This is a genomic window from Wenzhouxiangella sp. XN201 (assembly GCF_011008905.1).
Lineage (GTDB): Bacteria > Pseudomonadota > Gammaproteobacteria > Xanthomonadales > Wenzhouxiangellaceae > Wenzhouxiangella.
The window spans coordinates 87567-111431 of the sequence record NZ_JAAIVI010000017.1; the positions used below are offsets into that span (position 1 = coordinate 87567).

At 63.2% G+C, this 23865-nt stretch carries 22 protein-coding genes; 14 read left to right on the forward strand and 8 right to left on the reverse strand.

Annotated features, from left to right (window positions below):
- The first annotated feature begins 196 nt into the window (after positions 1-196).
- Genes G4Y73_RS01030 through G4Y73_RS01055 form a run of 6 tightly spaced genes read left to right on the forward strand, consistent with a single transcriptional unit; the run spans position 197 to position 5696 of the window.
- Positions 197-580 (forward strand): type IV pilin protein, encoded by a 384-nt coding sequence (locus tag G4Y73_RS01030; protein WP_205596442.1) that lies wholly within the window; start codon positions 197-199, stop codon positions 578-580.
- 41 nt (positions 581-621) lie between these two features.
- Positions 622-1110 (forward strand): GspH/FimT family pseudopilin, encoded by a 489-nt coding sequence (locus tag G4Y73_RS01035; RefSeq protein ID WP_164228518.1) that lies wholly within the window; start codon positions 622-624, stop codon positions 1108-1110.
- Between the two features lie 13 nt (positions 1111-1123).
- Complete coding sequence (locus G4Y73_RS01040) at positions 1124-1663, forward strand: prepilin-type N-terminal cleavage/methylation domain-containing protein (RefSeq protein ID WP_164228521.1); 540 nt, start codon at positions 1124-1126, stop codon at positions 1661-1663.
- Entirely contained in the window at positions 1660-2493 is an 834-nt protein-coding gene (locus tag G4Y73_RS01045) for a prepilin-type N-terminal cleavage/methylation domain-containing protein (protein ID WP_164228523.1), read from the forward strand. The genes G4Y73_RS01040 and G4Y73_RS01045 overlap by 4 nt, the downstream gene beginning before the upstream one ends.
- A gap of 11 nt (positions 2494-2504) precedes the next feature.
- Positions 2505-4595 (forward strand): PilX N-terminal domain-containing pilus assembly protein, encoded by a 2091-nt coding sequence (locus G4Y73_RS01050; RefSeq protein ID WP_164228525.1) that lies wholly within the window; start codon positions 2505-2507, stop codon positions 4593-4595.
- A 30-nt stretch (positions 4596-4625) separates the two neighbouring features.
- A complete protein-coding gene (locus tag G4Y73_RS01055; protein ID WP_164228527.1) occupies positions 4626-5696 on the forward strand; it encodes a histidine kinase in 1071 nt (356 codons plus the stop codon).
- A gap of 61 nt (positions 5697-5757) precedes the next feature.
- Here the strand turns inward: G4Y73_RS01055 and G4Y73_RS01060 are convergent, their stop codons facing one another.
- The 4 genes from G4Y73_RS01060 to rph form a co-directional block, all read right to left on the reverse strand.
- Entirely contained in the window at positions 5758-7044 is a 1287-nt protein-coding gene (locus G4Y73_RS01060; protein WP_164228529.1) for an MFS transporter, read from the reverse strand.
- Positions 7045-7129: 85 nt separating this feature from the next.
- Positions 7130-8293: a radical SAM family heme chaperone HemW gene (gene hemW, locus G4Y73_RS01065; protein ID WP_164228532.1), complete on the reverse strand. Its 1164-nt coding sequence runs from the start codon at positions 8291-8293 to the stop codon at positions 7130-7132.
- Between the two features lie 122 nt (positions 8294-8415).
- A complete protein-coding gene (gene rdgB / locus G4Y73_RS01070) occupies positions 8416-9009 on the reverse strand; it encodes an RdgB/HAM1 family non-canonical purine NTP pyrophosphatase (protein ID WP_346426838.1) in 594 nt (197 codons plus the stop codon).
- Complete coding sequence (gene rph, locus G4Y73_RS01075) at positions 9005-9727, reverse strand: ribonuclease PH (protein WP_164228535.1); 723 nt, start codon at positions 9725-9727, stop codon at positions 9005-9007. Before rph ends, rdgB begins: the two co-directional genes overlap by 5 nt.
- Positions 9728-9798: 71 nt before the next feature.
- Between rph and G4Y73_RS01080 the strand changes: the two genes are divergently transcribed.
- The 6 genes from G4Y73_RS01080 to recG all read left to right on the forward strand — a co-directional run bounded on the left by G4Y73_RS01080 (position 9799) and on the right by recG (position 16394).
- Positions 9799-10668 (forward strand): YicC/YloC family endoribonuclease, encoded by an 870-nt coding sequence (locus G4Y73_RS01080; protein ID WP_164228537.1) that lies wholly within the window; start codon positions 9799-9801, stop codon positions 10666-10668.
- Positions 10658-11305 carry a guanylate kinase gene (gene gmk / locus G4Y73_RS01085; protein ID WP_164228538.1) on the forward strand — a complete coding sequence of 216 codons (648 nt, stop codon included), beginning with the start codon at positions 10658-10660 and terminating at the stop codon, positions 11303-11305. The genes G4Y73_RS01080 and gmk overlap by 11 nt, the downstream gene beginning before the upstream one ends.
- Positions 11306-11376: 71 nt before the next feature.
- Positions 11377-11649: a DNA-directed RNA polymerase subunit omega gene (gene rpoZ / locus G4Y73_RS01090; RefSeq protein WP_164228540.1), complete on the forward strand. Its 273-nt coding sequence runs from the start codon at positions 11377-11379 to the stop codon at positions 11647-11649.
- Positions 11650-11703: 54 nt separating this feature from the next.
- The gene (locus tag G4Y73_RS01095; protein ID WP_164228541.1) at positions 11704-13812 is read left to right on the forward strand and encodes a bifunctional (p)ppGpp synthetase/guanosine-3',5'-bis(diphosphate) 3'-pyrophosphohydrolase; all 2109 of its coding nucleotides are present in this window, start codon (positions 11704-11706) and stop codon (positions 13810-13812) included.
- 108 nt (positions 13813-13920) lie between these two features.
- Positions 13921-14310, forward strand: coding sequence for a RidA family protein (locus G4Y73_RS01100; RefSeq protein WP_164228543.1), 390 nt, complete (start codon positions 13921-13923; stop codon positions 14308-14310).
- Positions 14311-14351: 41 nt separating this feature from the next.
- Positions 14352-16394: an ATP-dependent DNA helicase RecG gene (recG, locus tag G4Y73_RS01105; protein WP_205596443.1), complete on the forward strand. Its 2043-nt coding sequence runs from the start codon at positions 14352-14354 to the stop codon at positions 16392-16394.
- Here the strand turns inward: recG and G4Y73_RS01110 are convergent, their stop codons facing one another.
- Complete coding sequence (locus G4Y73_RS01110; RefSeq protein WP_164228546.1) at positions 16395-17135, reverse strand: hypothetical protein; 741 nt, start codon at positions 17133-17135, stop codon at positions 16395-16397.
- Positions 17136-17358: 223 nt separating this feature from the next.
- On the opposite strand from G4Y73_RS01110, the gene G4Y73_RS01115 reads away from it, so the two are divergent.
- Positions 17359-18648 carry a citrate synthase gene (locus G4Y73_RS01115; RefSeq protein ID WP_164228547.1) on the forward strand — a complete coding sequence of 430 codons (1290 nt, stop codon included), beginning with the start codon at positions 17359-17361 and terminating at the stop codon, positions 18646-18648.
- A 248-nt stretch (positions 18649-18896) separates the two neighbouring features.
- Here G4Y73_RS01115 and G4Y73_RS01120 read toward each other — a convergent pair whose 3' ends face one another.
- Positions 18897-19718: an NAD(P)-dependent oxidoreductase gene (locus tag G4Y73_RS01120; protein ID WP_164228549.1), complete on the reverse strand. Its 822-nt coding sequence runs from the start codon at positions 19716-19718 to the stop codon at positions 18897-18899.
- 81 nt (positions 19719-19799) lie between these two features.
- Between G4Y73_RS01120 and G4Y73_RS01125 the strand changes: the two genes are divergently transcribed.
- Complete coding sequence (locus G4Y73_RS01125) at positions 19800-21800, forward strand: VTT domain-containing protein (RefSeq protein WP_164228550.1); 2001 nt, start codon at positions 19800-19802, stop codon at positions 21798-21800.
- Here the strand turns inward: G4Y73_RS01125 and G4Y73_RS01130 are convergent.
- The gene (locus G4Y73_RS01130; RefSeq protein WP_164228551.1) at positions 21766-22350 is read right to left on the reverse strand and encodes an LON peptidase substrate-binding domain-containing protein; all 585 of its coding nucleotides are present in this window, start codon (positions 22348-22350) and stop codon (positions 21766-21768) included. The two genes, G4Y73_RS01125 and G4Y73_RS01130, sit on opposite strands and share 35 nt — an antisense overlap.
- A complete protein-coding gene (mpl, locus tag G4Y73_RS01135; RefSeq protein WP_164228553.1) occupies positions 22347-23705 on the reverse strand; it encodes a UDP-N-acetylmuramate:L-alanyl-gamma-D-glutamyl-meso-diaminopimelate ligase in 1359 nt (452 codons plus the stop codon). Before mpl ends, G4Y73_RS01130 begins: the two co-directional genes overlap by 4 nt.
- Positions 23706-23865 lie beyond the last annotated feature (160 nt).

Consider the following 23865-nt stretch of genomic DNA (forward strand, 5'->3'; position numbering starts at 1 on the left):
TCGGCACAGCCGGCGCCCGAAATTCCCGCCCCAGAACCACCGTTCGTCCCCCGCGGCCTGCCGCCCGTCGGCGAGTCCTTGCGCCGCGCCACAGCCCTTCTAGACTGATACGTCCCGAGACCCGGTTTCGCGGCCGGTTGGCGTCCCCGCCCCCGATCCGCCATAATCCGGGGCCGGAGAACACACGAGGGCAGTCATGCTTATGAAAGCGCGCGGATTCACACTGATCGAGCTGATGGTCACCATTGCCATTTTGGCAATCATTGCCGCGATCGCCGTTCCCATCTACAGCAACCAGGTGGAAAAGGCACGTCGTGCCGATGCGGTCTCCTCGTTGCTGGATGCCGCCCAGCAGTTGGAGCGGTGCTTTACGAGGACCAGTACCTACAGCGGCTGCTCAGTGCCCTCTGCCTCCGCTGACGGGCACTATTCGATTTCGGCCACTGTGGCGGCCACATCCTACGACCTAACCGCCGCGCCGCAGGGTTCGCAGTCCGGTGACCCCTGCGGCTCGTTCAAGCTGGATCATCTGGGCAACAAGAGTGTGACTGGCAGCGCCGATCGTTGCTGGGGGAACTAGCTATGAATCCTGCTTGCAGATTTAATCAGAGGTTTAATGGTATGCATCGGACCGGCGGCTTTACCATTATCGAACTGATCGTTGCGATCGCGGTACTCGCGATATTGCTGACCATCGGTGTGCCCTCCATTCAGCAGCTGATCAAGAACAACCGCGTCACTGCCCAGACCAACGAGCTAGTTTCCGTGATCAATTTTGCCCGCAACGAATCGATTCGCAGAAATCAGAGTGTCGACATGGATTTGATTTCTAATGCCAGTGGCTGGAGTGCCGAAGTCAGAAGCCCCGATGGTGCAGAGGACTCAGAGGGGTGCACCGTCGGTGTCCTGCGCTGTGCAGATTATAACGGCGTGTTATTGCCCAGCGGCACAGACAGTTTCGCGTTCAACAATCGCGGCTACGTGGATGGTTTTACCCAGGTGGATATCGTGCTGCAGCATACCGACTGTTCCGGCGACCGCCAGCGGCGCGAGATCACAATCTTGCCGACCGGTCAGGTGTCCTCGACTGATGCCGCCTGCGTTGAGTAGCGAGGAGCGATTTATGACCACCCAAAGTTCCAATCTGCAGCACGGCATGTCACTGATCGAAGCGATGATCGCACTGCTGGTGCTGACCATAGGCTTGGTCGGTCTGGGTGCGCTGATGCTGACGTCCATGAAGAACGTCCATTCGTCGGCGCACTACTCGGTTGCCTCGGCCATTGTTCTGGACCTCGAGGAGCAGCTTTGGTTCGACATAACGCGAACCGCCGTCAGCAGCCCCACGACGGGCTGCATAAGCGACACTGCAATTGGTGCCCGGGCATCAGCCGTAGTAACTGAATGGGAGGCCGCTGCAGCCGGCGGCGAAGGGGCCTGGTCCGACGCGAATCGATTCAAGATGCCGGGCATCTCACTCGCCGTTGGCACAACCACAGTCAGTGGCGTGGACAAGGACGCAGACGGGGTCGACGATGTCAGCTGGAAGACGGTACCGGTGACGCTGAGCTGGGATGAAGGACGATTTTCTGCAGATCAGACCAGCGAGAGCTATACCGCGAATATCACGTTACCTTGCAGGCCGAATTTCCTAAACCTATGAAATACACAAGCCAGAATCTCATCTGTCTCCGACCGACCATGCGTGGCTTTACGCTGATTGAACTGATGGTGGCCATGGCGTTGTCGCTGTTTTTGATCGGCGGAGTCGTTCTGATGTACGCCTCATCAAAGGCGGCCTACCTCGATTCCAATCAGCTCTCGCGTTTGCAGGAGAATATACGCTTCGCTAGCGACTACATGGTGCGCGATATTCGTAACGCAGGGTTTAGAGATCAGATGACATTAGTGTTCATCGAGCAGATCGCCATTCAGGAAAAGGTTGCTGAGACTCTCGATACTGATGGTGATGGGATTGCAGACGAACTGATTGTTCGCTATGCCGGTCGCGGCCATTGCGAGGAAGAATTCGATAATTACCGTGTGGTGGAGAATCGTTACTTCTTCGATGCCGCAACCGGCGAGCTGCGTTGCGCCGGCGCTGCGCTTATAGACGTAGATAACGATGGTTTCAGTGATGATTACGATCAAGTTGCCGATCCGAGCTTTACTGCTGGGGGTACCGGTCGGGCATTGGTAAGAGGATTGACCGGGCTGGCATTTGAAGTTTTATTGGCCGACGGTACTTCGGAGGTTGATGAATACGAGTGCGAAGAGGTCGATCCGGGTGCTGCGCTCGCCAATCGGTGCCTGGGAGTGCAGATCGGAATTGAATTCGAAGGTCTGCGAGATCTCGATAACGCAGGTCAGTTCGAGTCACGTTTTGTTGAATTGACATCAACTTTTCGAAATTCGGCGATCGACCAGATTTACGCACCTTGTGTTCGGCTGGAAGAGCGGGCCGGTGTTTCACCGGGAACATGGTGCCCCTAAGGAGTTCGACTATGAAATGCGTTGACCGTCAATTTCGACAAGCAGGCGTCGCCCTGGTGCTTAGCCTGCTGATCCTTCTGGTGTTGACCGTCATCGGCGTGGCTGCCATGAACAGTACCATCATGCAGGAACGCATGGCCGGTAATGCAAGCACCCAGGCCGATGTGTTCGAGACGTCTTCGGAGGGAGTTACCCGTTCGCTGGAACTGTTTTACAACAATGCTGGCGCGTATACCTTCGGCGAATACAATCTCTCTTGCGGCCAGGTCTTTGGTGGTTCCTCCGGGGACCTATCGGCCATTGGTGCCCAGGCTTGGGCATATCCACGAGACGCCGACGCCTGGCATTCTGCCAGCGAGACTGGTGACAATCCGAAGCTAGAACAAAAAATGTATTGTTGCCAGAGTTGGGAAGAAGTTGATGATGGGCTCGGTGGCACCGTGTGGGTAGAAAGTCCATCCAAGTTGTACGCGCTCAACCGCGCCACCTTCATGGGTGGTGCCGACGATAGCCAGTCGCTGGCCTTGCGCGAGATCGAAGTGGAGTTGGCCGAGGCTGATCCGGATGATCCCACTTGCGCCATCTGTGCGCCTGGCAATATCGACAGCGTAACAGGCGCGAATTCCCAGCAGTTTACTGTCAATGGCTCCTGCGGGGCGGCGATCGTGACCGACTCGACCGATGACGCGGGTACATTCACGGGGGGTATTCCCGATAACCGGATTGGTAATTACACTGGCGGCATTGTAGGCGGCAATATGGGCACGCCCTGGAACAATCCCGCATTGCTCGCCGAGTTTGTTTTCTGGATCAAGCTGGGATCGACAACCGGGACGGTGCACTCGGACGCCGCCGTGGGCGACTCCAATATGCGCAGTTTGTATATCGATGGCAACTTTGATGGCGGCAACAATACCTTTGGCACCACGGCCGATCCACAGATTACCTATGTTGATGGTGACGCGCGCTTTGGCGGTAATAGCGACGGGGTCGGTATATTGATTACACGTGGACACCTGACGTGGGGTGGCACGCCGGATTTTGATGGCTTGATCATTTCTCTGGGTGGATTTTCAACCGACGGCGGCGGTAATGGGGACCCTGATGGCTCCATGGTGCTTACCAATCTGAGCTATGACACTCCGCCATATCCGAATGATCCCCTTTATGGTCCGAATGTTCTCCATTACGAGGTGGCGCGCGACGATTCCGCACAAGAAGTGCTTATGTACGATTCGGCCCCCTACCCGCCCGGGTCTGATGTAAGAAAAGCAACAGGCACCGGCTTTTCGGGTGTGGGCGCTGCGGATGAAGTTCCACACCGTCCAATATTGCTCGACAGCGAAGATCGCCAATTGATCCACTACGATACTGGCACGCCGGGAGATATTACTGACGATCGTTTCTTTCTCGCTTCCGACGGCTCGGAAGTTGATCGTCCTGCCGATCCCGCTGATTGGACCGTGGGGAGCGATTTTGTATTGCTGGATCCCGGTACGGGTCTGCCCACGATCACCGTGTCATACCAGAGTGACCCAACCCGCGATGCCTATGGCCGCCTGATCCCGGATTTCGTGCAAGTCGACAACTATCCCGAGGCCTACGGCTACAACCCCAACCACTGGAACTGGGATCAGGCTACGGCCGATGCGAAGTTTTTATGGGGTAATACCACCCTCGACTGGAGTGGTGGCGGGAATGGAAATATCACCTATGATTGCCGTAGGTTGCAGAAGGTCAAGCATGAACTGTTGTGCTCGCAACCGTTACAATCTCTGCCCAGCGAGCCGGATGATGAGTTCTATGAGAATCCGGAAGCACACTACGATGACTATTGCTGGCATTCGAATGCCGGGGTCGATTTCACGGATGTAGCCGGCACCGATGGTGGTGCGGATGATGGCAATTATTTCTACGTATCTTCGCCAGCGCCACCGAATGGCCCACCGGAAAACCAGAAGGCCTGGCATATGTGGAACCCGTCCTGTGACTGCCTGGGCATCTCGGTCAATGCCGATATGGTTATCGCCGGTTGGCGTGAGAACCTCGGTTGGCGTGATGATGAAGAGTTTCAGGCTTGTGCTTCACTGCCCAGTCCATAGTCGTGAAGTTTGAGGCTGGATCGGAAAAGCTTGTCTCGCAAGCAACGTAAGGAAGAATCATTCGAGGGCCGGGAGCCATCTCCCGGCCCTTCCGGTTTCTGCGATTCCGCGTCGGCACTGCTGGTCATTGTTCTGGCCTGCATTGCACTGGCGCTGTGCATCGTACTTGTCAGTATCGAGTCTTTTGCCGAGTTCTGGCCGGTCTTTGGCCTGGTCGCAGCGTTCGTGATTCTGGTCGGCACCTGCGTGGCCGCGCTGCACTGCCACCTGGGTGTTCACCTGGTCCGCCGCACACCGGTTTCCGACGAGTGGATGCTGTTTCTGATCATTCAGCTTGTCGTCGCGGTCTTTTCATGGCTGGTGGTCAGCATCAATGGCTTGGCCGATGTGTTGGGCCTGGGTGCTGCCGATGCACCAATATTCTTCGTGCTGAGAAACCTGGCGTTCAGTCTGGTCGTCGGTCTGCTGGTGGCCCGTTATCTTGCCCTGCAGGCACGATGGCGCCGCCAGGTGGCGGCCGATAGCAGCCATCGCCTGCGCGCGCTTCAGGCCCGCATCCGCCCCCATTTCCTTTTCAATGCCTTGAACACGATCTCCGGCCTGATCCACGACAAGCCGGATCAGGCCGAGCAGGCGACGCTGGATCTATCCGAACTGTTGCGTACCGGCTTGCGCGAGGATTCGCATCACAGCCTGTCCGAAGAGCTCGACCTGGTGCGCGGCTACCTGCGGATCGAATCCCTGCGTCTGGGTGATCGATTGGTGATTGATTGGCAGCTCGATGATGACCTGCCGCTTGATCAGGATCTGCCCGCGCTGCTGATCCAGCCGCTGATCGAGAATGCAGTGGTCCATGGCATTGCACGATTGCCCAAGGGCGGGACGTTGACGATCCGTGGCGAGTACCCGCGCAAGAAGCGGCTGCGCTTCGTCATCGAGAATCCGGTGCCCCCCGACGATTCTGCCCCCGCGCCGGGCAACCGCACGGCGCTGGAAAACATCCGCCAGCGTCTGGAGTTGGCCTACGAGGAAGGGGCTCATCTGCGAACGCGGCAGGATGGGGATACTTTTCGAGTCGAGCTAGTGTTGCCGCTGGGGTAGGTCGGGGATTGTAGCTGCGAGGTCCCGGATAACGCCTTCGGCGTTTCCGGGACGACAACTGTCAAGGCTTTGGTGGAGAGTCCGTTTGCACCGCGTCCTGGGCACCACTTTCTCCGTTGGCGACTTCATCCTCCTGATCCGGATGCATCTCGAGTGCCGCCGGCGATGTGGCGAACTGGGGTACCCAGCCACCCTGGTCGTCGAGCGGGACTGGCGGGCGCACCCACATGCGCCAGCGGGCGAAGCCGGCGGGCACCAGGGCGGTGACGCCCATGAACGCGAGCAGAACCGTCGGGCCGATCCACTGCATCAAAAAGCCGGCCGTCAGTGGCCCGACGATGGCGCCACTGCCGTAGAGCAGCTGCAGGCTCGAGGTGGCCTCGAGCATGTGTTCGGTCTCGATGTGGTCGTTGGTATGCGCGGCCGACAGGGAATACATGCTGAAACCCGTTGCGCCGTAGAGAAAGCCGGCGACCAGGATTAGCCGCGTGTCCCAACTGATCAGCCACAGGGCACCGAGTGCGGCGGCGCCGGTAACCAGGCAGACCCAGGCCAGCACCTTGCGTCGGTCCAGTCGGTCGGATAGACGGCCGATGGGCCACATCACCAGCGCCCCGCCCAGGATGCTCAGGGCCATGAAGGCGGAAATGCCGGCTGGATCGAGGCCGATGCCCGCGGCCATGACCGGTGCCAGACCCCAGAAGGCGCCGGTGCCGACGCCGGCGAACAGTGCCCCGATCACGCCCAGCGGCGAGGCCTGGTAAAGCTTGCGCAGCCCGAGACGGTGTGCCTCGACCAGCGGCGGTTCCTTGACCGGGGTGAACGCAACCGGCACGAGGCCGAGCGACATCAGAACCGAACCCAGGGCGAACAGTTGCAGGGTGCTGATGTCGCCGGTCTGCAGCAATAACTGGCCGATGCCCAGACCGACGAGCGTGGTGGTCATGTAGGCCGAAAAGATATGTCCGCGTTGTTCGTTGGTTGTCTGCTCGTTGAGCCAGCTTTCGATAACGATGTAGATACCGACTATACAGATGCCGGCCGCGGCCCGGACGACGAACCAGACTATGGGGTTCGGGTACAGGCCGTGCAGGAGCACGGTGACCGAGCAGATCGACGCCAGGGCGGAAAATGTACGCACGTAGCCGACGCCACGAATCAAGCGGGGGACGATGAAGGTGCCGGCAACGAAACCGCAGAAATAGCCGGCCATGATCAGGCCGATCACGGAACTGGAAAAACCCTCGAGGCCGCCGCGTACACCCAGCAGGGTGCCGATCAGGCCGTTGCCGGCCAGCATCAGGCCGATGCCGAACAACAGGGTCGTGACGGAGACAATACTGCGCATGTAATGACTACCTTACAGTAGCGGTGAATGTCTTAAACGCGGAATCGGTCTGACCGATGCCGTGCCTGTCGGTTCCCCCGGCGCTCTAGAGAAACAGCGCCTGCAGGTCGTTCAGATAGCGCTGTCCGCGCTCGGTGCGTTGGAGGACTGTCGAACGTTCAAAGGCCGGGTCGGTTGCTTCGACCAATCCCAGTTCGAGGGCACGCCCCATCCTATCGGCAAGCGCACCGGAATGTAGCCCGGTGCGATCCTCGAACTCGGCCAGCGGCACCGGCTCGTCCAGCCGAAACCGGTTGAGGAAATACTCGAAAGCCAGTTCCGATTCGGAAATTGACTTCTCTTCGGCAACGAAGCTGCCGTCTTCCAGCGCCTTGAGGTAGGGCCGCGGGTGCGATTTGCGGCGGGTGCGGATGATGCGTTCTTCCGCCGGCAGGGTGAGTTTGGCGTGAGCACCGGCGCCGATGCCCAGGTAGTCGCCGAAGCGCCAGTAGTTCAGGTTATGGATACTCTCCTGGCCTGGCTCGGCCCAGGCCGAGATCTCGTAAGCGTGCAGCCCGGCGCGATCGAGTCTTTCGGCGCAGGCCTCCTGCATGGCGATCATGCTGTCTTCATCGGGCAGTGGCGGCGGGTGCTTGGCAAACACCGTGTTGGGTTCGAGCGTGAGCTGGTAGTGCGACAGGTGGCGCGGGCCGAACCCGAGGGCGCGCTCGACATCGTCCACGGCCTGTTCGACGCTCTGTTCGGGCAGTGCCCACATCAAATCCAGGTTGAAGCGCTCGAAGCCGGCGGCCTTGACGGCCTCGATCGCCTTTTCGGCTTCCGCGCCCGAGTGAATGCGGCCCAGGATCTTCAACTTGTCGCTATCGAAAGTCTGAACGCCTAAGCTGATGCGGTTGACGCCGGCGGCCCGGTAGGCCTCGAAGCGGTCGTGTTCGACCGTACCGGGGTTGGCTTCCATCGTGATCTCGGCATTCGGGGCCAGTTGCAGCCGGGCGCGTACGCCGGCCAGCAGCCGATCGATGGCCACGCCCGAAAACAGACTCGGCGTGCCGCCGCCGAGAAACACGCTGACCACCGGCCGGCCCCACACCCGCGGCAGGTCGACTTCCAGGTCGGCCAGCAGCGCATCGACGTAGCGCTCTTCGGGCAGTTCGCCCTTGAGCGCATGCGAATTGAAGTCGCAATACGGGCACTTGGCCACGCACCAAGGCAGGTGGATGTAAAGGGATAGGGGTGGAGATGAGAGCATCGTGGTGGGCTTATTTGGCTTATGACCCGTAAGAAATGGTATGCGGTGGAAAGCACCAAATTCCAAGCATCAAATCACAAACAAATTCGAAATTCGAATGATCGAATGATTAAAACGGGTAGTCACCGCAACCTGTCAATCAGTGCCGCCAGCGCCGAGCCGCGATGGCTGGTGCGGGCTTTCTCTTCCATCGGCAGCTCGGCGGCCGTGGCGCCGATTTCGCGGTCGTGGAAGAGCGGGTCGTATCCGAAGCCGCCATCGCCGCGCGGGGCTTCCAGAATGTGTCCGTGCCAGCTGCCCTCGGCAATGATGGGCACCGGATCGGATTCGTGGCGTAGCAGCACCAGGCAGCAGTGGAAATGGGCCGTGCGCCGATCCATCGGCAGGTCGGCGAGCTCGCGCAGGAGTTTCTGGTTGTTGTCGGCATCCGAAGCATCCTTGCCGGCGTAACGCGCCGAATAGATGCCCGGACGGCCGTCGAGCGCATCGACGACCAGGCCGGAGTCGTCGCCCAGCGCGGGCAGGCCGGAAACCCGCGCCGCCTCGCGCGCTTTCAACAGGGCGTTCTCGACGAAGGTCAGGCCGGTTTCCTCGACCGCCTGGACATCGAAATCGGCCTGGGAGATCACTTCGATATGCAGCGGCTCGAGCATGTGGGCCAGCTCCTTGAGCTTGCCCGGGTTGCCGCTGGCCAGGACCAGCTTGCCGCCCTCAATCGCCATTGAGTGCGGTCTCCTGGGCGGTGATCAGCTCCCCGACACCTTTTTCGGCCAGGGCGAGCATGGCGTCGAGTTCGTCGCGCCGGAAGGCATGGCCCTCGGCCGTGCCCTGGATCTCGATGAATCCGCCGCCGTCGTTCATGACCACGTTGAGATCGGTATCGGCGGTGGAATCCTCGGCAAAGTCGAGGTCGAGGACGGCATCCGAGCCAAGCATGCCGACCGATATGGCAGCCACGCGACCGTGGAGGGGATTGCGCTTGACCTTGCCGGCGTCGAACAGCTTGTCCATGGCATCGACCAGGGCGACGTAGGCGCCGGTGATCGAGGCGGTGCGCGTGCCGCCGTCGGCCTGCAGCACGTCGCAGTCGAGGGTGACGCTGCGCTCGCCCAAGGCTTCGAGGTCGATGACCGCACGCAGGCTGCGACCGATCAGGCGCTGAATTTCGAGCGTACGCCCGCCCTGCTTGCCGCGGGTCGCTTCTCGCATGTTGCGAGTGCCGGTGGCGCGTGGCAGCATGCCGTATTCGGCGGTGACCCAGCCCTGGCCCTTGCCCCGGAGCCAGGGCGGAACCCGATCTTCCACGCTGGCGGTGCAGAGCACGCGGGTTTCGCCGCAGGAGATCAGCACCGAACCTTCGGCGTGGCGGGTGAAATTGCGCTCGATGGTGACTGGGCGCAGTTCGTCGGCCGCGCGTCCGGAGGGTCGATTCAAGGCAGTCGATCCTTTCTATTCAGGGGTCGGCAAGGGTACCATGTCGACTCTTTCGCAAGCGGTTCACTGGCATGATCAGAAGCATGACGGCCTACGCGCGGCACTCGGCGTCGCTGGATGTCGGCCAGCTCACCTGGGAGCTGCGTTCGGTCAACCAGCGCTTTCTCGATGTCGGCCTGCGCCTGCCTGAGGAGTTCCGGGCACTCGAACCGGGCGTTCGGAGCCGGCTCAAAGCCAGGCTGGGCCGGGGCAAGGTCGACGTCTCGCTGAAATTCCAGCCCGACGCCTCGGCCACTGCGGCCGAGATGCGTGTCAATCTCGAACTGGCCCGCACCCTGGTCAACGCCCATGACGAGATCGCCGAACTGGCCGGCGGCAGCGCCGAGCCCGACCTGGTGCATCTGCTGTCCTGGCCCGGCTTGATCGAGCAGGGCGAGGGTGAATTCGAGCAGGCCTACGAGCCGGCCCTGGCCGCCTTCGATCGGGCGATCGACGAATTGATCGCCGCGCGTGAGCAGGAAGGTCGGGCCATTGCCGAGATGCTCGAGCAGCGCCTGGCCGGTATCGAGACTCAGTCGCGTGAGGTACGCGAGCGCCTGCCCGAGATTCGCCGGGCCCTCGATACGCGTTTTCGTGAACGGCTCGATGCACTGGCGGTCGAGGCGGAACCCGGTCGCGTCGAGCAGGAAGTGGCGATCCAGCTGTTGAAGCTCGACGTCGACGAGGAGCTCGACCGCCTGGAGGCTCATGTCGCCGAAATTCGGCGAGTCATGCAGCTCGACGAACCGGTCGGCCGGCGGCTGGATTTCCTGATGCAGGAACTCAACCGCGAGGCCAATACGCTCGGCTCCAAGGCGACCCTGGCCGAGGTCGGCCAGGCCGCGGTCGAACTCAAGGTGCTGGTCGAACAGATGCGCGAGCAGGTGCAGAATGTCGAGTGACCACAGATCGTCCGGCGAGTTGTTCCTGATTGCCGCGCCCAGCGGTGCGGGCAAGACCAGCCTGATGCGGGCCCTGCTGGAAAAATGCCCGAACCTGGCGCTGTCGGTGTCGGATACCACCCGCCCGGCGCGCGCCGGCGAGGTCGACGGCGAGCAGTACCATTTCGTGACGGTCGAGGAATTCCAGCGTGGGGTCGAGGCTGGCGACTATCTCGAGCATGCTGAAGTTTTCGGCAACTACTACGGAACGCGGCGCGACCGCGTCGAGGCGTTGCGGACGACCGGTCGCGATGTGCTGCTCGAGATCGACGTGCAGGGCGCCGAACAGATCCGCGCCAATCACCCCGACCTGTGCTCGATCTTTATCCTGCCGCCGTCGATGGCGGTGCTGGCCGAGCGCCTGAAGGCACGCGGTTCGGATTCGGCCGAAGTGATCGAGCGACGGCTCGGCGAGGCCCGCCGCGAGATTGCCGCCTGCGGCGATTTCCGCTGGATGGTGGTCAATGACGACTTCGACGAGGCCCTGGCCGACCTGCTCGCCGTCGTGCGCAGCTGGCCGCTCAGGCGCCACCGCCAGCAGACCCGGGTCAATGAACTGTTGGATGAAAGCGCCGGTCACAGTACAATAACCGATTGATTTTCCTTTCGGGGCCCCTGTCTGGACCTGAGCCGCAAGGCCCCTTGCGCATACCGGAGTAGTAACAAGCCATGGCACGAGTAACCGTAGAAGACTGCATCGGGGCTGTCCCCAACCGCTTCGAACTGGTCATGTCCGCCGCCCAGCGCGCCCGCATGATTGCCAACGGCGCCGATCCCCTGGTCGACGACGAGTCCGACAAGCCGACCGTCATCGCCCTGCGAGAGATCGCCGAAGGCGCGGTCAACGACGAGAACATCGCCCAGTTGCAGGCCGAGCTCGACGCCCGCCTGGCGGCGATGCAGGCCGAAGTCCCGCCGCCGCCCGAAGACGACCTCGACTGATCGCGCCCGCTGGATTTCGTCCATGAGGTGTCTGTAGCCAACCGGAGAGCCGCCATGCTGCCAGCCCCGGTTCGCGAACTCAGGGACCTGCTCAATACCTACCTGGAACCGCAGCACGTTGCGACCGTGCTGCGCGCCTATGAACTGGGCGCCGAGGCCCACGAGGGTCAGAAGCGCCGCTCGGGCGAAGACTACATCTTCCACCCGGTGGCGGTAGCGCACATCCTGGCCGGCATGCGCATGGATCACCAGACCATCGCCGCGGCCATCCTGCACGACACCATCGAAGATACCGAGATCGAGCACGACGACCTGGTCGAGCAGTTCGACGAGCAGATCGCCAAACTGGTCGACGGTGTCACCAAGCTGGACAAGATGAAGTTCCGCACCCGCCAGGAAGCGGACGCGGAAAGCTTCCGCAAGTTGCTGCTGGCGATGAGCCGCGATTTGCGGGTGATCTTCATCAAGCTGGCCGACCGGCTGCACAACATGCGCACCATCGGTCACATGTCGCCGGCGGCCCAGCGGCGTATTTCCGCGGAAACACTCGAAATCTACGCGCCGATCGCGGCGCGCCTGGGCATGAACGAGCTCAGGGAAGAACTCGAGAACCTGGGCTTCCAACACCGTTACCCGAATCGTTTCCAGGTCATTTCCCGGCGGGTGAAGCAGGGCGCCGGCAACCGCGCCGAGATCATCGATTCGGTCACCGAGGCGGTCAAGAAGCGCCTGAGCGAAGCGGGCATACCAGCGCGTGTCGAGGGGCGGACCAAGACCGTCAACAGCATTTACTGCAAGATGCGCGACAAGTCGCTCTCCTTCGATCAGGTGATGGACCTGTACGCCTTTCGCATCGTCACGCAGTCCGAGCCGCACTGCTACCAGGCCCTGGGCGTAGTCCATGCGCTCTACAAGCCCAAGCCCGGCAGCTTCAAGGACTACATCGCACTGCCCAAGCCCAATGGCTACCAGTCGCTGCACACGGTGCTCAACTCGCCGTTCGATGTGCCGATGGAGGTGCAGATCCGAACCGAGGAGATGGACCTGGTGGCCGAAAAGGGTGCAGCGGCACACTGGCTGTACAAGGCCACACCCGACGGCCAGACGGCGGTGCGTGCGCGCGAGTGGCTGCTCAAGCTGGTCGAGACCCAGTCGCGCGCCTCCGACTCGGTGGAATTTCTCGACACGGCAAAGGCCGAGCTGTTTCCCGACGAGGTCTTCGTGTTCACGCCGCGGGGCAAGATCATCGACCTCAAGGCCGACTCGACCGCGCTCGATTTCGCCTACGCCATTCATACCGACGTCGGCAACCAGGCCGTCGGTGCGCGCATCGACCGCGAGCCGGTGCCGCTGAACACGCGCCTGGAATCGGGCCAGACGGTCGAGATCATTACGCAGAAAGGCGCCACGCCGCAGCCGGAGTGGCTCGAGTTCGTCGCCACCTCCAAGGCGCGCTCGAGCATTCGGGCGCACCTGAAGAACATGGAGCAGGCCGACTCGGTCGCCATCGGGCATCGCCTGCTCGACCAGGCGCTGACCCGGCGCGGCTATTCGCTCGAGAAGATTTCCGAGCGGCGCCTCGATCGTTATCTGAAGAAACTCAAGCTCGAGCGCCTGGAAGACTTGCTCACCCGCATTGCCCGCGGCGACATGCTGGCCCGCGTGGTCGCCCACAAGCTGTTGCCCATCACCCAGCGGCGCGCCAGTGAGGAGCCTGAATCCGAATCGCTGACCATCGGCGGCACCGAGGGCAGCGCGATCGAGTACGCCAAGTGCTGCCACCCGGTGCCGGGCGACCCGATCATGGGCTATCTCTCCCCCGGCAAGGGCCTGGTCATTCACCGCAAGCGCTGTCCCAACGTGCCCGAACTGAAGAAGGATCATTCCGACCGCTGCCTCGAGGTCGACTGGGCGCCGGTCATGCACGGTTATTTCTCGGTGCGGCTGAAGATCGTCACGGTCAACGGTCCCGGCGTACTGGCCTCCGTGTCGGCCACCCTGAGCGAGGTCGGTGCCAACATCGAGCGGGTCGAACAACCGTCAACCACACGCGAGACCGCCATCCTCCAATTCACCCTGGCGGTCACCGGCCGCGATCAACTCGCGCGCGTGATGCGGCGGTTGCGGCGTAACCGCCACGTGCTGAGGGTGAGCAGAGAGTAAAGTTAGCTCGTTTGCTGGTTGGCTTGTTGGCTGGTTGTTGAGTCGAACAAGCAAACCAGCCAACCAGCTAACCATTGAACAGCCAAGAACGTTATCGGAGGCTCATACATGTCCAAGACGCCAATCTCAACCGAAGCCGCACCCGCCGCCATCGGCCCCTATTCCCAAGCCATCAGGGCCGGCAACACGGTCTATCTTTCCGGCCAGATTCCGCTTGATCCGGCCTCGGGCGAGGTTCTCGAGGGTGACTTCACCGCCCTGACCAATCGGGTATTCGACAATCTCGCCGCAGTGGTCGAGGCCGCCGGCGGGACGATGGACGATATCGTCAAGCTCAATGTTTTCCTGACCGACCTGTCGCATTTCGCCACGGTCAACGAACTGATGGCCGAGCGCTTTTCCGAGCCGTACCCGGCACGCGCGGCTGTGCAGGTTGCGGCGCTGCCCAAGGGCGTGCCGGTGGAGATGGATGCCGTCATGGTGCTCGGGAACGACTGAGTGTTCTCGATCGGGTGTCCGAGCGCGTGACGGACAGGGGCTTGCGTGAAGTGTCCGAGCTCGACGGCGTCGGCCCGCAGGTGGCTTCACGCCTGAAGGCGTTGGGCATCATCCGCGAAGTCGACCTGTTGCTGCATCGCCCGCTGCGTTACGAAGACCGCACCCGCATCGTTGCGATGAACCGGGTGCGGCCCGAGACCCGGGTGCAGGTCGAGGGCCGGGTCATGCACCAGGAAATTGTGCAGCGGCGCCGGCGCATGTTGCTGGTGACCCTGGCCGATGATGCGGGCCAGATCACGCTGCGTTTTTTTCGCTTCTATCCGTCGCAGCTTCGAATGTTCCGGGTGGGCAACCACCTGCGCTGCTTCGGCGACGTGCGCTTCGGTCCGCAGGGATTCGAGATGGCCCACCCGCAGTGCCAGGTGCTGGGCACAGGCGAACCACCGCCGCTGCCGAAACATCTCACCGCCATCTATCCGGTCACGCAGGGCCTGGCGCAGGCGACGCTGGCGAAGATCATCGATGGCGCGGTCGAGCGACTGTTGTCCGGAATCATCGAGCTGCCCGATCCGCTCGACGGTACGATCGATCCGGGCCTGGTCGAAGCCGTCCGGCAGGTTCACCGTCCGGGCCCGGACGCGGATCTCGATGCCCTGATCGACGGCCACCATCCGGCCGTGCAGCGCCTGGCCAGCGAAGAGTTGCTGGCCCATCACCTGGCCCTGACGCGCCTGAACCGGGCGCGGGCGCGTCAGAAAGCCCACCCGCTCGAACCCGACCAGGCACTGGACGCGAAATTGCTCGATGTAGTGGGTTTTGAACCGACCGGTGCCCAGCGTCGCGTGATTGCCGAGATTGCCGCCGACCTGAATACCAGCCGCCCGATGCGTCGCCTGCTGCAAGGCGATGTCGGCTCGGGCAAGACCCTGGTGGCGGCCGTAGCGCTTCTGGCGGCCGCCGCCAGCGGGCGCCAGGCCGCGATCGTCGCGCCCACCGAGATCCTGGCCGAGCAGCACTACAACACTTTGTCGCAGTGGTTCGCGCCGCTGGGTATCGAACCGGTGTGGCTGGCCGGCAAGGTCAAGGGAAAAGCCCGGCGCGAGGCGCTCGAACGCCTGGCCGGGGATGCCGCCGTGGCGATCGGAACGCATGCCCTGTTCCAGCACGGCGTCGAGTTCCGCGACCTCGCCCTGATCGTGGTCGACGAGCAGCATCGCTTCGGCGTGCACCAGCGCCTGGCCCTGGCGGCCAAGGGCAGCGAGGGCGAGCGCTCGCCGCATCAACTCGTCATGACCGCCACGCCCATTCCACGCACCCTGGCCATGACGGCCTATGCCGGGCTGGAAGTTTCGGTCATCGACGAATTGCCGCCGGGGCGCAAGCCGGTGACCACGGTCGCCCTCAGCCAGGGCCGCCGTGAGGAGATCATTGATCGCCTGCGCCGGGCGCTGGCCGAGGGTCGTCAGGCCTACTGGGTCTGCCCGTTGATCGAGGAATCCGAAGTGCTCGAGGCGCAGGCCGCCGAATCGACCGCCGAGGAACTTTCCGCAGCCCTGCCGGAGTTTACCGTCGGGTTGATTCATGGCCGGATGAAGCCGGCTGACAAGCAGCAGGTCATGGACGATTTTTCGGCCGGCCGCATCGAGCTGCTGGTGGCGACCACCGTGATCGAAGTGGGTGTGGATGTGCCCAATGCCAGCCTGATGATGATCGAAAACGCCGAGCGACTGGGCCTGTCGCAGTTGCACCAGCTCAGGGGGCGGGTCGGGCGCGGCAGCGCACAGGCCGCCTGCGTACTGATCTACAAGCCGCCGCTGGGCGAGACGGCGCAGAAACGCCTGGAGGTGATGCGTGAGACCACCGACGGGTTCGTGATTGCCGAAAAGGACCTGGAACTGCGCGGTCCGGGCGAGGTGCTCGGCACCCGCCAGACCGGCATGATGCGCTTCCGCATTGCTGACCTGGCGCGCGATGCCGAGCTGCTGGAGCCGGTCAAGGGCCTGGCTGATTCACTCGACACCGCCGGCGCCGACATCGTCATCGAGCGCTGGCTGGGCGATGCCGAGCAGTTCGTTGACGTGTGATTAGCGTCGTAGCTGGTGATACGGCGTTCGAAACCACAGCACGATACTGGCCACCAGGCCGACCAGCGCCAGCCAGAACAGACGGCGCCAGAGGTTGTCCATCGAGTCGATGATCTGCATGTCGGCCAGGTAGACGGTTTCGCAGGCGCCGTCGCCGGTATCCGTGCGTGTGGTGCTGGTCTGGCGAAACGGACCGCCGGGCTCGCCGTATTCGCTCAGCCAGCCGCTGATGCGGATCTGGTCGCCGACCTCGAGTTCGTCGATCAGGTCGCGAATGCGCTCGTCGTCGGTGATGAGGTGATTGTTCGACAGTTGGTTGCGATTGAAGCGGCGCCACTGCTGCTCGTTGCGGGTGGCGATGCGGCAGGTGAACTCGCCGTTGCTGAAGCTGAACTCGTTGAGGTCGAGATCGCGGGCGTTGTCGCCCCAGATGACGCACACGTCGGCGACGTTGATGTAGTCGTTCCAGCGCTCGTGCAGGCCGATGCCGGGCGTGAAGCGCTTGAACGACACCACCAGGCCATGAAGTTCGTAGCGATGCAACGGCCGCACGACGTACTCGACCTCGTTGGCCTCGGTCGTGAACGGCTCGCGCTCGACCGCTTCCTGTAGCGGCTCTTCGGCCAGCGCGGGATCGATGCGCAGGTCATCGGTGAACTCGTCGCGATGCCACCAGGAGTAAACCAGCAGGACCAGGCTGCCGCAAAACAGCCAGGAGACAAGTCGGCGGCGGGAAAGCATTGCATCGACCCTCTTGACCTTGGGTGAATTGGGCCCGGTCCGCTCCGGGCATGGCGGTCCATTATCCACGCGAGGCCTGTTCGACGAAACCGAAACGGGCCCACGAGGCCTTTAACCAGGCCCCTGTCAATGGCAGGGAGAAGGCCGATATGCGATACTACGCCGTTCCGTACGGCGCGGTACTGTGGCTGCGCGCCCGTCAACGTTTCCAAGGAGAATCCCGGTGGCCGAACGCAAACTCACCCTGACTGATCCCGAATCCGGAAAGTCCCTCGACCTGCCCGTGGTGGCCGGTTCGGAAGGCGATCCCACGCTCGATATCAGCAGGCTGCATTCCGAGCTGGGCTACTTCACTTTTGATCCGGGTTACGGTGCGACGGCCAGCTGCAAGAGTGATATCACCTACATCGACGGCCAGGCCGGCATCCTGCGCTACCGCGGCTATCCGATCGAGCAGCTGGCCGAGAATTCCAGTTTCCTGGAGGTGGCCTACCTGCTGCTCTACGGCGAATTGCCCACCGGCGATGAGTTCGCGTCCTTCGAGCGCGACATCACCTATCACACGATGGTCCACGAGAAGCTCAACAACTTCATCTCGGGCTTTCACTACAACGCACATCCGATGGCCATACTGTCGGGCGTGGTCGGTTCGATGGCGGCTTTCTACCACGACAAGCTCGATGTCAACGACCCGGAGCAGCGCGACCTGGCGGCCAAGCGCCTGATCGCCAAGATGCCGACCATCGCCGCGGCGGCCTACCGCCACTACATGGGTTGGCCGAGTGCCTATCCGCGCAATTCGCTCAACTACTCCGAGCGCTTTTTGCACATGATGTTCTCGGTACCGGCCGAGGCCTATGAGGTCAATCCGGTAGCGGCGAAAGCGCTGGACCTGCTGTTCATCCTGCACGCCGATCACGAGCAGAACGCTTCGACCTCGACCGTGCGCCTGGTCGGCTCGACCGGGGCCAACCCGTACGCCTGCACGGCCGCCGGCATTGCCGCGCTGTGGGGTCCGGCCCACGGCGGCGCCAACGAAGCCGTACTCAACATGCTCGATGAGATCGGCGACGTCAGCCAGGTCGGCAAGTACGTCGAGAAGGCCAAGGACAAGGACGATCCGTTTCGCCTGATGGGCTTCGGCCACCGCGTCTACAAGAACTTCGATCCGCGCGCGACCATCATCCGCAAGGCCTGCCACGAGGTGCTCGATGACCTCGGTCAGGACGACCCCCTGCTCGACCTGGCCATGGAGCTCGAGAAGATCGCGCTCGAAGACGACTACTTCGTCGAACGCAAGCTCTACCCCAACGTCGATTTCTACTCGGGCATCATCTACAAGGCCCTGGGCATCCCGACCAGCATGTTCACCGCCATGTTCGCCATCGGCCGCACCGTCGGCTGGGTCAGCCAGTGGCTGGAACAGTCCGCCAGCCCGCACCGCATCGGGCGGCCGCGGCAGGTCTACACCGGGGCGGGCGAGCGCAACTACGTCGACATCGACAAGCGTTAGTGATTGGCTGACAGGCTTGAGCCACTAGCATTTCACGCCAAGGCGCGAAGGCGCCAAGTACGCCAAGAAAGAAATTAGTTTAAAGCGATTCTGAAATCGCTTAGCTGAGCGGCAACTTCAGGACTATGTAGTTTCTTGAATTTTTCTTTTCTTCGCGTTCTTGGCGCCTTCGCGCCTTGGCGTGAGGCCAAACAGCACGACACATCCACCGCCCCAGGATCTCGGGGACGCGACAACGCGGCAAGACGTCAGAGGAACAGGTCCGGCAGCAGGCCCTTCCCCGGCTCGACCGCGTACTGATCCAGGTCCGTCACTCCCATCTTCTCGAGCACGTCTTCGTCAATAAAGAAGTTGCCCGTGACCTCCCGGGACGGTTGGGTCAGGATCCAGCGGGCGGTGTCGGCCAGGATTTCGGGTTTGCGGCAGTTCTCCGGCTTGACCGCGTCGCCGAGCATGGCCAGCGCGGCCGTGGCGATGACGGTCTTCGGCCACAGGGCGTTGACGGCGATGCCGTCGGGCCGGAACTCCTCGGCCATGCCGAGCACGCACAGGCTCATGCCGTACTTGGCGATGGTGTAGGCCACGTGCGGGGCGAACCATTTCGGGTCCATGTTGAGTGGCGGCGACAGGTTGAGGATGTGCGGATTGCCGGCCTTCTTCAGGTAGGGCAACGCCGCCTGCGAGCAGACGAAGGTGCCGCGCGTGTTGACGCTGTGCATCAGGTCGTAGCGCTTCATCGGCACTTCCGGTGTGGGCGCCAGGTAAATGGCCGAGGCGTTGTTGACCAGGATATCGATGCCGCCGAAGGTTTCGGCGGTATCCGCCATGGCCCGGGCGACCGCGTCCTCGTCGCGGATGTCCACCTTGAGGGGCAGGGCCTGGCCGCCGGCAGCTTCGATTTCTTCCGCGGCAGTATGGATGGTGCCGGGCAGCTTCGGATGCGGTCGGTCGGTCTTGGCCGCGATGGCGATGTTGGCGCCGTCGCGGGCTGCCCTGTGCGCAATGGCCAGGCCGATGCCGCGTGAAGCGCCGGTGATGAACAGGGTTTTGCCCTCGAGTGTGTTGGACATGGTCTAGTGTGGTTTCCTTGAGGTGCGAGTCGAGCATATCCTAACCCCCACGCCGAGTTTCGGCCCGACCCAGCGATTCTCATGGACGGCAGCCTGATCACGCGACTGATCGATCTGGCCCAGTCTCACCCGGGCTGGTTGATCGCCGTCGCGGCCGTTTTTGCCTATTTCGAATCGCTGGCGGTCATCGGGTTGCTGCTGCCGGGTGTGTTGATGTTGTTCATCGTCGGCGCCGTCGTCAGCGGCCAGCCAGAATTGTTCTTCTGGTGCTGGCTGAGCGCCTTTCTCGGTGCACTGGGGGGTGACCTGACCAGCTACTGGGTCGGACGTCGCTATCGGGATCGCATCGATCAATGGTGGCTGCTCCGGCGCCACCCGGAACTGCTGGCCTCGGGCCGGCGCGTGGTCGCCCGTCACGGCGGCAAGGGCGTGTTCGTCGGTCGCCTGCTGGGGCCGACCCGGCCGGTCACCGCGCTGGCCGCCGGGGCGATGAACTTGCCCCCTCGGATCATGCTGGCCGCCGCCGTTCCGGCCTGCGCGGTCTGGGTGCCCTTGTATATGCTCCCCGGCCTGGTCTTCGGGGCATCGCTGGAGTTGGCAGCGGAGTTCGCCGGCCGCCTGGCGGTGGTGCTCGTGATCCTGGTGCTGGGCATCTGGCTGGTCGCCTGGCTGACCCGGCTGGTCTACAACTTCACCGCGCGGCGCAGCGGTTGGTGGCTACGCAGCCTGATTCGCTGGTCGAGCGAACATCGGCTGATTGGCCGCTGGGTCGAGCCGCTGTTCGGCGCCGGGCCGGGCCGGCGTGAACTGCTGTCGGTGGCACTGCTGGGCCTGTTCCTGGTGCTGTGCCTGGCCACTCTGATCGGCGTGATGGTGGCGCTGCCCTTTGCCGCCGGCACACTCGATGCCGAGCGTCAGCTTGCCTCGATGGCGGCCAGCCTGCGCAATCATCTGGCCGACCCGATGATGATCGTTCTGGCCATGGCGGCCGAACTTGAGGTGATGGCCCTGGTCGCCGGCGCGACCGGCCTGCTGATGCTGGCGTTGGGTCGGGGTAACGCCGCCACACACTGGCTGGCCGCCACCGCGGGTGGTTGGCTGCTGGCCGAGGCGCTCAATGGCCTGACCGGCCTGATGATTTCGGAATCCGGTGTGGTCCCCGGCTACGGCGAATTGCCGCATCGCGGCCTGACCCTGGTGACCGTGGTATTGGGATTTTTCGCCGTGATGGTGGCCAAGGACATCCGTGCCAGCCGCCGCAAATGGCCCTACCTGCTCAATTCGGTCCTGCTCGCCCTGATCAGCTTCGCCTGCTTCTACCTCGGGCTGGTCACGCCGCTTGGCCTGATGGCGGCACTGGCGCTGGGTGGCGGCTGGTCCGCGCTGGTCGGCATCGGCTATCGCCAGCGCGCGGCGGGGCGCCATCATCCCGGCCTGATCGCGGTCGTGTTCTATGGCCTGTTGGTCGGTGTAGTGGCATTCCAGGCCGGTGACGGCTACCGCCAGCTCGAAGCCCGCACGCGCCTGGCCCTGCCTGAGCGGAGCCTGGCGGCGGAAGCCTGGTTCGACCAGGCGTGGCAGACCCTGCCGGACCGGCGCTCACGCCTGGGCCCGGAGTCACTGCAGCATTTCGATTTCCAGCTTGCCGGCCGGCGCGAGTCCTGGATTGCCTCGCTCGAGGCGGCCGGCTGGCGCCAGCCCCGACAGCACGCCACGAGTTGGTCGGCGATCTTTTCCGGACGGCCCGACGGTCGCCGCCTGCCGCATCTGCCGCGCGATTTCGCCGGGCACGGTGAAGCGCTGATCATGGTGCGTGACCGTGATGCGGGCCGGCGCGAAGTGCTCAGGTTGTGGGCTTCGGGCACCAACCTGGTCGACAAGGGTGTGCCGGTGTGGCTGGGGCAGGTTCGGATCGAGGAAGTCGCGGAGTGGTTCGGCCTGGTCAACCGCTGGCGCGAAGTGGAGGTCGCCTCGGATGTTCTGGGGCGCCTGCCGGCTGCGCTGCCGATACCCGAGGCCCGCCGCGTCGACGGCGACCTCTGGTTGTTCAGTCTGGTTCCTGTTCCTGCTCCAGCAAGCTGAGCAGACCCTCCAGGCGCGTGACCGGGTCGGTCATCTCGAGCAGGGCCTGGGCGTGTTGGAGCGGAATGTCGATTGTGCCGGCCAGGCTGCGGCCCAGGCTGCTGGCGTCCTCGACGTCGACCTCGATGCGCTCGGCCACTTCGCGATGTCGCAGCAGTTCCTGCATCAAGGTCTGCAAGGCGGCGAGTCGAGTCGGGACCGGCACGGCCGGCTCGGGTGGCAGCCAGTCGATATCGCCGATCAGCAGCCCGTCGTCGCGCGCGCGGGTTTCGCGAATCAGGAAGCGGCGCTGGCCGCGGCAGGTCACGCCCAGCAGCCCGTCTTCGAGCTGATCGAAGTCGACCATCATCGCTTCGGTGCCGATGCGCGCGTGGCGGGCCCGGTTCTCGGACTCGGCCGGCCAGGCGCAAATCACGCCGAATCCGCTGCCCGACCGGGCGCATTCGCGCACCATGTCGAGATAGCGCTGCTCGAACACGCGCAGGCTCAGGAGTCCGCCGGGAAACAGGACAGTCTGCAGCGGAAACAGGGGCAGCGACTCGGTACTCACGACAAGGCGTCGAAGAAACGTCGGGGGGCGTTCTCGAAGCCCCGGTTGCTCATGAAGATGACATGGTCGCCGGCCCGGGCTTCGCTGCGCAGGTCTTCAAGCAGGTTGTCGACCTGGCTGCGCGGCCGGCCGTTGCCGCCGATCTTTTCGAGCACTTCGTGCGGGTCCCAGTCCATGCCGTCGGAGCTGCGCAGCCAGACGTGGTCGGCGGCCACCAGCGCGGAGGGCAGGTCGCCGACATGAAAGTCGCCGCGCATGGTGTTGCTGGCCGGCTCCAGGGCGACCAGGATGCGCGCATTGCCGACGGCGCGGCGCAGGCCTTCCAGGGTCAGGCGAATGGCGGTGGGGTGATGGGCGAAGTCGTCGTAGACATGGATGCCGCCGTGTTCGCCCAGGTACTCCAGCCGCCGCTTGACGCCCTTGAAGTCCTGCAGGGCCGCTACTGCCTGGGCGGGTTCCACGCCGGCCGCTGCGGCGGCCGTGACGGCGGCCAGGGCATTGAGCGCGTTGTGACGGCCGGTAATCGACCATTTGAGCGTGCCGATGTTCTCCCCGGCGTGACGAAAGGTCAGCTCGCGGCCGGCCGGGTCGTCCAGATGCACCTGCCAGTCGGCCTCGACCTGGTCGTCCAGCCCGAAGCCCGAGACCGGCGTCCAGCAACCCCGTTCGAGCACTGCCTGCAGATTGTTGTCGGCCGCGTTGACGGCCAGGCAGCCGTTGCCCGGAATGGTGCGGACGAGATGGTGGAACTGAGTCTGGATGGCGGCCAGGTCGGGATAGATGTCGGCGTGATCGAACTCGAGGTTGTTGAGCACCGCGATGCGCGGCCGGTAATGAACGAACTTGGCGCGCTTGTCGAAGAAGGCGGTGTCGTACTCGTCGGCCTCGACCACGAACAGGTCGTCACCGGTACGTGCCGACAGGCCGAAGTTCTCCGGAATGCCGCCGATCAGGAAACCCGGCTTGCGACCGGCGGCTTCCAGGATCCAGGCCAGCATGCTTGCCGTGGTGGTCTTGCCATGGGTGCCGGCCACCGCCAGCACGGTGCGACGGCGCAGATAGGTCTCGCCCAGCCAGCGCGGGCCGGAGGCGAAGGGAATGTTCTGATCGAGCACGTGCTCGACCGAGGGATTGCCGCGGCTCAGGGCATTGCCGATGATGACCAGGTCGACATCGCCGGGAATATGGGCCGGGTCGTAGCCTTCGCCGAGCTCGATGCCCAGCGACTCGAGCTGAGTGCTCATCGGCGGATAGACGTTTTCGTCGGAACCGCTGACCTCGTGGCCGTCGGAGCGGGCCAGGGCCGCAAGGCCCCCCATGAAAGTGCCGCAGATACCGAGAATATGGATTTTCACCGGTGATCCTCCAATCTGATCATTGCGAATTCAGTGGGTCTGTCAGCGTTCAGGGCAAGGCGCGGCTCGCAGTGAATGGCCAGGCCCTTTACAAGAGCCGGAACGCGGCGATGAACGCTGACAGATCCACCCTTCGGGCGCTCCTGTGGCGCCCCGCTGC